Below are 10,211 nucleotides of genomic sequence, written 5' to 3' on the forward strand. Positions count from 1 at the left end.
GGTCTGGGATAGTTTGAACACCCATCGATGCGCGGAAATGCTCGCGTTCATCGCGGCGAACTCCCTGTGGCTGACCGTGATCCGGTTGCCGTCGTACAGCCCGGAGCTGAATCCAGTGGAATCTGTCTGGTCGCTGTTGAAACGCGGGGAGATCGCNAACCGGGTCCTGGTCGACGTCGATCATCTCACCAGTCTGGTCCGACGCGGCATGAGCCGGGTCGGACACCGTCCTGACCTGCTCGAGGGCTGCCTGGCGGGCACCGGGTTGACCTTGACACCATCCCATGATCAATCAGCCGACCTCGCGCATTAAAGGTCGGTAGCGGTGCTGATAGCACGGTGGGAGCAGGCCGGCTGCACCACGTTCTGCCCTCCACAGAGATGNCCTAGACGCGGGCCTGTTCGCTGCCGAGCCGGCCGATGCGCGGGCCGAGACCGCATCCTGGGAGTCCTACAGGGGCGGTGCAGGCGCCGGATCGTTGCCGCACAGCGCTGATCCGGCCCACCCGATGGCGAGTCAGCCCCCTCCGCCTCCTCCTCCCCCTCCGCCTCCTCCTCCCCCTCCGCCTCCTCCTCCCCCTCCGCCTCCTCCTCCCCCTCCGCCTCCTCCTCCCCCTCCTCCGCCGTCCGCACCGCCGCCGTCCGCGGCCCCGCTGCCGTCCGCGCCCATGGCGCCGTCAGGCCCGTCAGGCCCGTCTGGGCTCTGGGCCTGCGTGTCCGGGCCCTCCGGTGCGGGCTCGGTGGGCTGGGCCTGCTCCGTGGGCGGGTCATTGGGTGGCACCCGCTCCCAGCGGCGGCGTTCCGCGGGTCCTTTGTTCGACGTGAACATGCGCTGGGTGGACGCGGAGTCCAGCTGCTGCCCGTCGGCGTTGGGCCCGTCGGAACACGTGCAGTCGTCGGGCATCTCGGCGGCGCGGTCCGCTCGATTTTCCACACCCCGCTTGCCGCCGGGTGATTCCGCCCGGCCGACTTTCAGTTCGGCGAAGGCGCCGACCTTCAGCTCACTACCCATCTCTTTCTTCTCCTTGTCAATTGAGCGGCCGTCTGTTGCCGGCTGGTCCGTGTCTGCCCGTCAGGCGCCGCCGAGGTCGGTCTGCCCGGTGCGCCGGCGCTCGATATCGCGTGCGGCGCCTGCGACCAGATATCCGAGGTCCCCGTTGATGGGCCGCGGGCAGGCGGCTTCGAACGCGGCGCTGATCTGGCGCTCGAGCGTCGGGCCGGAGGCGAGCGCTGCCGTGGCCGCCAGCAGTCCACTTGCCGCGGTGTCGCCCACCAGCACGTCGTCCCCGCCTTCGCCGTACTCGGGCGCCGTCAGGAGTAGGGCCAGCTGTCGCGCGGCGGTGGGAGCGTCGATCCAGAGGCCGCGCCGCGTCCACTCGTCGGTGCTGGGGTGGCGCGGCGCGTCCGGTGGCTCGGCTCGCAGGGTCTGCAGCACGTCCGACCATCGATAGGGGCCGCCCGCCCAGCGCGACGCGTCACAACGGTCCACTCGGCCCCGGCCGAATGGGTCCGCTGGTTCGGTGGCCAGCTGCCCGCGAAGGACCGCCAGGATGTGGTCCGCGAAGGCGTCCGGGTCCACCCAGGTGCGCAGAAGCGCCCGCCGAGCGTCGACCGCGCGGTCGACGGCGCTCACGAGCGCGCAGACGAGGGGAGCCTGACCGGCGAATTTGCCGAGAGTCTGGCGCACCCGCGGGCTCGGCCCGACCGCGTTGCGCCCGACCAGGTGCGCGACTACGGCGGCCTCTGTCCACGTGGTGACAACCGGGGTCTTCGCCAGCCCGTTGGCGGCGTCGATCTGTCGCAGCGTGCACGGCAGCCGCAGGCACTCCGCGGGGCAGAGCCGGCTCCGGGAAGCCACCAGCGGTGGGTCGGCACCGGATGCGCCGTCCCGTTTCTCGCGCTCCTCACCGAACGGCACCCGGACCAGTACCGGGAAGTCCATGCCATCCACGGTGACCGCCGCCTCGCCCGGCGGAAGCGCGACCACCTGCTCGGACTGCTCCGGCTGCAGGTTCATCGCCGCGCCAACGAACGCGCGGTCGTCCGCACCCGGTAGCCGGTGCATCACCTTCAACGCGCTGTTCTTGACGACATCGGGGATGACCTTGGCCGGGATCTGCTCGACGACGGCGACGCCCTCCCCATAGGCGCGGATTTCGGCGAGCANGGTGGCAAACAACTCCACCGCGGCCGCGGCTGGGCCGTCGGGCGCGTTCTTCAGGAGCCGGTGTGCCTCCTCGATCACCATGACGTGCTGGAGCTCGCCCGGCCCGCCGCGGCCATACTTGACGCGCAGGTGCTCGACGATCCGGAGTATGACGGTACCCATCAGGAATGCCTTGTCCTGATCGTTCGTGAGGTCCTCCAGTTCCAGGATGACGTCACGATCTCGCAGTCGGCCGATGTCCAGCGGGTGACCGCCCTCGAAGAACCGGCCGGAGGTGCCCTCACGGAGGCTGCCGATCCGGATGTCGATGAAACCGCGCACGTCGGCCTCGGTCTCCGGGCCGTAGCCGATCTCGTCGACGACCCGGCTGGCCGCGGCCTGCAACTCGCGAAGCGTCGGGTACCGCGGGCGGCGGTCCGTCTTGCTGCTGCTCGGGCCGGCGTGGCCGGTTACCAGATTGAAGCCTGCATCCGCGTAGACACGGGTCATTGCAAGCGACAGGACCTGGGGAAACGGCTCCTCGGCCTCGAACGCCGCGAGAAACAGCGCCCGGAGGAGGTCGATGTGACTCTGCAACGGGAAGTCCGNCTCCGGCTCCATCGGGTTGAGCCCGGCGGGAGGCACGTCGAGTTCGCCGGGACGGATCAGCAGCGGTGCCGCTCCGGCGCTTAACCGGCCCGCCATCCGGGCGTACTCCGCCTTCGCTGGCTCGATGACCAGCCACGGCACTTGCCGGTCCCGACCGGTGGACAGGTTTTCGAGCAGCCAGCGAACCGTCTGGGATTTGCCAGAGCCGGTCGCGCCGCATACGAATGCGTGCCGGTTGAGCGTGCTGGCCGAGACGAGCACCGGGCCGGCATCGGTGCGGGCGGCAGTGAGCACCTGGCCCAGCGGGTACCCGGTGCCTGCCTCGCCGTCGGGGCCGGCGGGCCCCTCCGGGGTGACGTCAAAGGTGTGCGGCACGACCAGCCTGATGCCCGGCAGCTCGCGGCGGGGTGGCCGGGCGATGGCGGCGAGCAGATGGGCGGTGCCCAGCAGCGGTGACCGGAACCGGGGCTCAAGGTTCCCCGGCCGCCTCGCCTGCATCGCCGGGGCCGCGTCGCCGGCGGGCGGGCGGAACGCGCCCGAGCCGGCAGGCCCGTGGGGGGCACGCTGGGCCTCGCTGTGGAACGGCTCCCCGGCGGGGGGCCGGTCGCCGTCGCCGACATCGTCGAATGCCGTGGCCGCGCCTGCGGGCCGAAGTGCGTACGGCAGCGACTCCAGGTCGCTCGCCCCGCACAGCAGGCCGGCCATCGACCAGGCCCTGGCGGGGGTGCGTCCCGCGGCGAGGACATGTACGGCCCAGACGCCGATGGTGCCGACCGTACTGAGCTCTCGGTAGCGGGCGTCGGCTCTGTCGACCGCGGCGCGCGCCTCCGCGACGCCCTCCTGGCGCTTATGCGCGGCGCCCGCACGTACCGTCGCGCCGAGTTCGACGGCCAGGACCTCCGGCGGCAGCGGCTCGGCGACGACGAGCCAGCCGAACGGCTCGTCGAAGTACGCGGCATAGGTGTCGAAGGAGGTCCGCGCCGGCCGGCCGTCGGCTCGCCCGCCCGGCGAGCCACCCGCCCCGCCGTTGCCCGCACCGCTTCCGCCTGCGGCTCCCGACGACGCACCGGATCCGGCGGCCCAGAGCGCATCTGGCGCGCCGGCGCAGCGCACCCAGAAAGGCAGCTCGCGCAGCCAGTCGGCCGTCTGGTCGCTGGGCAGCGCAGACCCCGTGGCGCCGGGAGGATAATGCACCGGTCGCTCGGTGCCCCCGCCCGCCGCGTACCCACCTCCGCCGTGCCAGGGCACGACGGCGACTCCCGGCCGGCCGCCCACCAGGAAGTCCATGCTCGACCGACCGGGGCGGCGCAGCCAGGCAACGGCGAACGCTGGCCTCGCCGCCGCGACCAGGTCACCCGGCGAGAGCGGCCCGCTGAGGTCGGCATGCAGCCCGGCCAGCGCGGCGACCAGCGCCGCCGGGGTGTCGTCGGCGCCGCCCTGGCGCGTGGGTCTCGGTGCGCACGTCAGCCGGTGGAAGGCCATCCCGTCAGTGAGGGCCATCAGGCCCCCTGAACGAGGGAGCTGAGGGGCGCCGCAGCCAGGGGCGCGGCCGGCGGCTGGCGACCGGTGGTTGCGGCCAGTCGAGGAGTCCGGCACCGTCGGTGTCGGGACCGGGCAGCGTCTCGCGGGCCTGGCCGAAGCCCGGGATCGCTGGTCTACGCGGCCGCGGGGGCGGCGTCCGGAGCTCGGAGCTCGGCCGGCGCCCGCCGACCGCCGGTGCTGGGTCGCCCACCCGCCGCGCGGGCTCGACCACGAAGGGGAGCAGTGCGAGCGCGGGGTTGCAGTCCATCGCTTCTATCCCGTGGCTGTGCACGGCGAGGGCCTCGTGGGGATAGAGCTGTTGGAGCGTCACGGCCTCGACACGATGGTCGTAGACACGATGCCAGCCCTCGTGGGAGCCGTGCACCCACGCCAGCGCCTGGGAGGCGCTGCGCTCGATGCCGGTCATGCGGGTGGTCGTCGTCGCGCGCTCTCTGGCCCGTGCTACCGCGACGGAGTCCGGAATCGGATTGATCGGCGAGTCGTGACCCCAGGTGTGGCTTTTGTTGGACCCGACCGTCTTTGACGTCCCGCCCTGCGTCGACTCGCCAACCGTGTCGGTCTCGGTCGCCGTCAGGCTGAGCTCCTTGCCGATGTCGGCGCGCTGGTAAGTGTGCTCGTGACCGATCGCCTCCGCGGCGGCATGCGCCCCGCTGCCCAATCGCATGAACAGACTCAAGCCGCTCCTGGTGTTGTAGATCTCCTTCGCGGTGTCGTCGAAGTCGTCGAAGAACGTCAGCAGGCCGATGCCCGCGCGCTGGCAGGCCGCGCGCAGCCGCTTGATGTGCGCCGGGTCGACCCGGGCCTGGCCCAGACTGAGCACCATGACGTCAGCGGGGCCGTGAACTGGGCGGTGGTCGGGGGCGAGCGCCGCGCGCCACCGTCGGCCCACCTCCCAGATGGCCCGCTGGATGACGAGCTGATCGACGAGGTCTTTCGCGGGATCGCCCTCGTCGGCCGTCGCCACCTCGAGCACGTGCAGCCCCTCTGTCGGCCGCCAGCTGATCGGCCGGGCCGGTTCCGCGGAGACCGTGTGCTCGCGGTCGTCCGCGCGGGCCAGCGGGCCGAGTGCCCCGCACAACAGCTGCAGGTCGTCCACTCTGCTGCTGCCCGCCGGGACCAGGACGTCCATCGCCCAGGTGAGCGCATGCTCTTCGTCGGCGGACAGCAGCCCGCGGCGGCTGTCGGACCTGCCGCTGAGGACGAACAACGCGTCGACGAGAAGGCCGAACGTGATGGTTCGATGCGGGGACAACCGGTCCGCGACATCCTGGAGCATCTCCGCCAGGTGCTCGACCCGACCGTCATCATGGCGACGAAGCGCCCCGACCGCCTTGGCGATGATCTGTGGATACACATGATTGGGAAGATCGGCGATCAGTGGCGACGCGCCGACGGACCCCAGGACGTCGTGATGGGTCACGGGCACGCCGGCCGCCGCGGCGTACACGGCCGCCATGCCGGACAGGTCGTCCTCCGAGAGATCGGCCATCCAGACCCGGTGTCCGCCGGCCAGCAACGACAGGATGTGGACCGCCAGCAGGCCAGCTCTTCCGTCGTCGTGGTCGTCGGTGCGCTGCCCACCGAAGACGTCCACGAGCCAAGGTGGATTCGACCAGGCGACTGGGCGCAGCCGCGACGGCCTGCCAGCTGGCACCCGGCGTGACAGGGGCAGGGCGCCGGACGGTTGCGGCCCGGATGGCACGACATGGATCGGGACGGCCCCCGACGGCTCGGCGCCCGGCTCCGCCGCGTAGGCGTTCGCATCGTCGTGGGGAATCGCCCTGAGCGGCCGTTCGCCGGCTGGCCTACGGCCACGAGCCGACCGGAAGGTGCGGATCACCGGCGGTAGCGTCAGCCAACCACCGAGTACCGCGGCCGCCGCGACGGTGCCGATGAACAGGGGCCTCGTTTCGCCGCGGAGAATCAGGTAGACGGAGGCGACGCCAGCGAGGCTGAACGCGCTGAGGCTCAGGCGAAGCGGCGACGTGAGCAGCCACCTGAATGCGCTGTGATCCTTGTTCTTTGCCGAGATGAAGAGCCTGAAGACGACGAGCGCCGTCGCAAGTGTTACGACCACCAACCAGACCCTCGAGACCTGGTGGTCAACCGTGAGCGCCGCGGCCGAGCCCCCGATAAGTGACCACAACGGTGGGTAGCGGGGCGCCCGGCGCCATCCGCGCCGGCGCGGTGTGCCCGCCACCCGCGGAGGCCCCTGCCGTGGTCCCCCTTTCGGGTGCGCGGCGGGCCGGACCACGCCGGCCGGCTCGCGGGCGATGGCTTCATCNGCGTCGTTGTCTGGATCGGGCCGCGCCGGTTCGGGTACGGGTGCCGGATCGGGCGCCCACCCCAGGCGGCACCCCGGCACGTAAAGAAGGTGCGCGATCTCGCGTGTGTGCGGTGGTGAAATCGGGAACACGGACTCGGACATAACACAGCCCNCGGATTGCCGTCCTGACGCGACTGTCNGAGTTTGCGGTGCCGCTGCGGCAGCCGCTTCACNCGATGGTGAACGAAGCCAAGTCTAGGTGCCGAGTGCGGGATAAATCTCGCATTAAGCCGATCTTCAGAAAATTCTCGTAGGCCGGCTGGCGCGGAGNCACGTAGGTGGAACTCTTTTGACCTGCGCGGTTTGTCTTCTTCATCGCAAACGACGAAAAAGACAAACCGCGCAGAAGTACCCTAGAAGGATCGTCCGCCGCCGTACTCCGTACCATGAAATCGTTCTGTGGTCTGGAATGGTTTCGGGGTCTGGGCACGGGACGTGCCTCGCCAGGGCGCCACCGGACCGTCAGCGGAAGACGCGGTTGCCAGGATAGAGGGCCGCCGCCTCCGTGAGCAGCCGCCGCCGGCCGCCAGGCGCGCGCCCGTGGCCAAGTTCGAGCCCCACGGCGGACCAGAAAGTCAGCGCCTGGATACCTGGAGTGAAGGCCGGGAACGCCTCCGGNGCCAGGCCGGCCCTTCGCAACAGCAGGGCCGCCGCGTCCGGAGCCCCGAACACCGTCGCGAGCGCCGTCACCTCGGCGCTGCTCAGAGGCTCGGCCGCATCGAGCTCGGCGGCGCGCCGGCCGGCTCGGACCGGGCTCCTGACCCGGTCCCGGCTGGAGCGCCACCGTCGCGCCTCCAGCACAAGTGCGCAGAGCAACACGCCGTAGGCCAGGTCACCGCCGTTCATCGGCCGCGGTGCGGATGTGTGCACCCTCGGCCGAGGTGATGGTGTGGGGCGGTGGCGTCCGGTATCCATGGGCTGCCTCCTTAGTGGGGTCAGCCCTGGCGTCCGTCCGCTGTCTTCCTGCGGGAGCTGGTCGGTGGCGCCAGGGTCCTCGGGCACCCGAGCCGGGTCCCGGGGACAAGCATGAGCGTTCGTCTGCGCTCAATGTAGGGGCAGCTCTGAGCTCTCGGACTCGCTTCAGGGGGGACGCCTGAGGGGCCACGACCTGGCTTTTCGTGCCTTCTCGGCGATCATCCCCCACGAATCGGACCGGTGGGCTCCTCCGCGTCGGTGATCGCGGGCGATGCCCCCACTGGCTCAGCCGGGCGGACGCGGCCGAAGGCACGGGCCCCGTCGGGCGTCCTTGTGGGGCCACCCGTGACCGCGGTATTTTCCGCGTGTGAGCTCGAGTTCAGAAAACCTCGACCTGCCGACGCTGCATAAGCAACTCAAGGATGCTGTCGATGGCGACCGGCGCGCTCTGTGCGCGGGGCTGGGGAGAGTACATCACCGGCGTGGGGCGTTTTCTCCCTACGAAGGCGGCTACCTCACTCGCGAACACCTGGCCGACCTCGTGCAGCGCAAGATCCTGGAGTCCGCGTCATGGAACAGTGTCGAGACGTGGACCGCCGAAGACATCTTTGCCTGGCTGAACCCGCTGAAGCGTGACAAGAGGCTCCCAGACAGAATTCAAGACCGCCAGTTGTTCCTTGAATCTCTTTACCGGGTGATGGCCGACTGTTTTCAGAGCGCCGGCGAAAGAATGTCAGGACGGCGGCCGGCGGAGTATCTCAACTATCTCGGCGCCGAGCCGCTGTATATCGACCTGCCGGAGCTTGACTTCAACCCGGCGGACGTCGGTTTCTACGAGATAACCCGGTGGAACGCGAATCGCGTGCTGGACGAGCACGACAACGTCGGGGAGGTCAGACGGCTCCGGCGTACCGCACAGAACTGGGTCCCNGACGAAATGATCGAGCGCTACCAGGAGATGGTGCTGGGGGAGAGCGGCGGGAAAGGCAGCCAGTGCTCCTCGCTGGTCGGCTTCGACCTGGACACTCGGGAGGACCAGGGTTCGCAGCTTATTATCACGGTGACCGGCGGCTGGTACTACCAGAACGTCGTCATCCGGGATATCATGCGCGATCATCGGGATATCTACGACACGTTGGCCTCGCGGATCACTAATGCCGACGGCGGCTCCCTGCACGGTGGACTGGCGGCGGTTATTGCGGGGGCGCCCAACTCGAATATCGCGTTGAACATAACGGTGAGTAGCCGCAGCGGAAAGGTGCTGCTGATCAAGCGGACCGCGGGTGTCCGGACCTGGCAGGAATATTTTCAGGTGGGGCCCCATGAGACGATGAATTTTCGGCCGACCGAGACGAAGCAGGAGAACTGTTTCGTTCTCGCCCGCCGCGCCTTGTCTGAGGAGCTGCAGATCGAGAAGGAGGACCTGGTCGGCGATATCATCTTCTCCTGGTTTGGGTACTATCTGCCGGAGGCGCAGGGCTATTTCTTCGCACACGCGCAGACCGACCTCAGCGAGAACGAGATCGCCAGGCGGATCCGCGGCGCGCACAGCTCCTTTGAGAGTGGTCGCATAGAGTGGCTCGAGTTGACGGAGGAGAATGTGAGTTCCGTGCTCGAGGCGTGGAGCCGAGGGCCATGGGAGACCGTTCCCGACATGGCTGGCCGGAGATTCCTGCCCCATGCAGCGATATCCCTCACCCAGCTCTACCGGGTTCGGCAACAACATATGTTCGGCGCACCATAGGCTGGGACCGGGTGCCGGTCGTCGACANCGCCTTCACCGTACATCACGGCCACCGATCGCGCCGGCGTGGCTGTTCCGCTGCTTGCGCGGGACCCCGCTGCAGTCTGGCCGCTGTACCGCGTGGACCCCGCCGANCTGTACGTGAACGTCGGTATCTGGTCGTTGGTGGGGCTCGCGCCCGGCGAACCCCGCGACGCGCACAACCGTCTCCTCGAACGCCTCGTCGCGGACCTCGGTGGCCGCAAGTCGTTGTACAGCACGTCGTTCTACTCCCGCGAGGAGTTCGGGGACACCTACGGGGGCACGGAGTACACGGCGTTGAAGAAGGCCTACGACCCAGACGGGCGACTGCTGGATTTCTANGCCAAGACTGTTGAGGGACGATGACAGGGGCGGGTCGACGCAGCAGCGGCGTCGAGAGGAAGAACCCGTGAGCCGGCCGGTCGCCGACGCGTTGGCGCTGGCCATTCAGGCACCGGTCCGTTTCACCGCCTACGACGGCTCGGCCGCGGGACCCGACGACGCCACCGTGCACGTTCGCGTGAACAGCCCGAAGGCGGTCGCACATCTGGTGTCGGCGCCCGGCGAGCTCGGCCTCGCCCGTGCCTGCGTGTCGGGCGAGCTGGATCTTGAGGCGCCGGATCACTACACCGCGCTGGTGGCATTCGCCGCCGGGCACCGCATCGGGTCGCTGTCCTGGGGCCGGCGGCGACGGACGACTCGTGCGCTACTACGAGCAGCAGGGCTTCACAGCGGCCAAGACCTTCCGCATCGGCATCTGGACCGGACAGCTACAGAGCTTGAATGGTCGGGGTCTGGTTACGGGGGTTCCGGGTCGGGGAGTGTAAGAACAACGGCTCTGGCGCATATTCGGTGGTGACGGTGCGCTACCGACCTTTAATGCGCGAGGTCGGCTGATTGATCATGGG

At 69.5% G+C, this 10,211-nt stretch carries 4 protein-coding genes and 3 pseudogenes; 3 read left to right on the forward strand and 4 right to left on the reverse strand.

What is annotated here, in order from left to right:
• Nucleotides 1-13: 13 nt before the first annotated feature.
• A partial coding sequence (locus FF86_RS69435; protein WP_396230197.1) for a transposase occupies nt 14-156 on the forward strand: 143 nt, incomplete at its 3' end.
• 1 nt (nt 157) lies between these two features.
• A pseudogene (locus FF86_RS69440) lies at nt 158-313 on the forward strand (IS630 family transposase); the annotation flags it as partial.
• Nucleotides 314-2,755: 2,442 nt separating this feature from the next.
• Here FF86_RS69440 and FF86_RS69445 read toward each other — a convergent pair.
• The 4 genes and pseudogenes from FF86_RS69445 to FF86_RS69455 all read right to left on the reverse strand — a co-directional run.
• Nucleotides 2,756-4,255 (reverse strand): annotated as a pseudogene (locus FF86_RS69445) (helicase HerA domain-containing protein); the annotation flags it as partial.
• On the reverse strand, nt 4,242-6,374 hold the full coding sequence (locus tag FF86_RS30370; protein ID WP_055871824.1) for a hypothetical protein: 2,133 nt from the start codon (nt 6,372-6,374) through the stop codon (nt 4,242-4,244). The gene FF86_RS30370 and the pseudogene FF86_RS69445, both read right to left, overlap by 14 nt.
• Before the next feature lie 711 nt (nt 6,375-7,085).
• Nucleotides 7,086-7,241: effector-associated domain EAD1-containing protein (locus tag FF86_RS69450; protein ID WP_396230198.1), on the reverse strand; the 156-nt coding region annotated here is incomplete at its 5' end.
• Between the two features lies 1 nt (nt 7,242).
• A pseudogene (locus FF86_RS69455) lies at nt 7,243-7,538 on the reverse strand (hypothetical protein); the annotation flags it as partial.
• Between the two features lie 2,174 nt (nt 7,539-9,712).
• Here FF86_RS69455 and FF86_RS35130 point away from each other — a divergent pair.
• The gene (locus tag FF86_RS35130; RefSeq protein WP_199865563.1) at nt 9,713-10,162 is read left to right on the forward strand and encodes a hypothetical protein; all 450 of its coding nucleotides are present in this window, start codon (nt 9,713-9,715) and stop codon (nt 10,160-10,162) included.
• Nucleotides 10,163-10,211 lie beyond the last annotated feature (49 nt).

This window comes from Frankia sp. CpI1-P (assembly GCF_001421075.1).
GTDB classification, from domain to species: Bacteria; Actinomycetota; Actinomycetes; order Frankiales; family Frankiaceae; genus Frankia; species Frankia torreyi.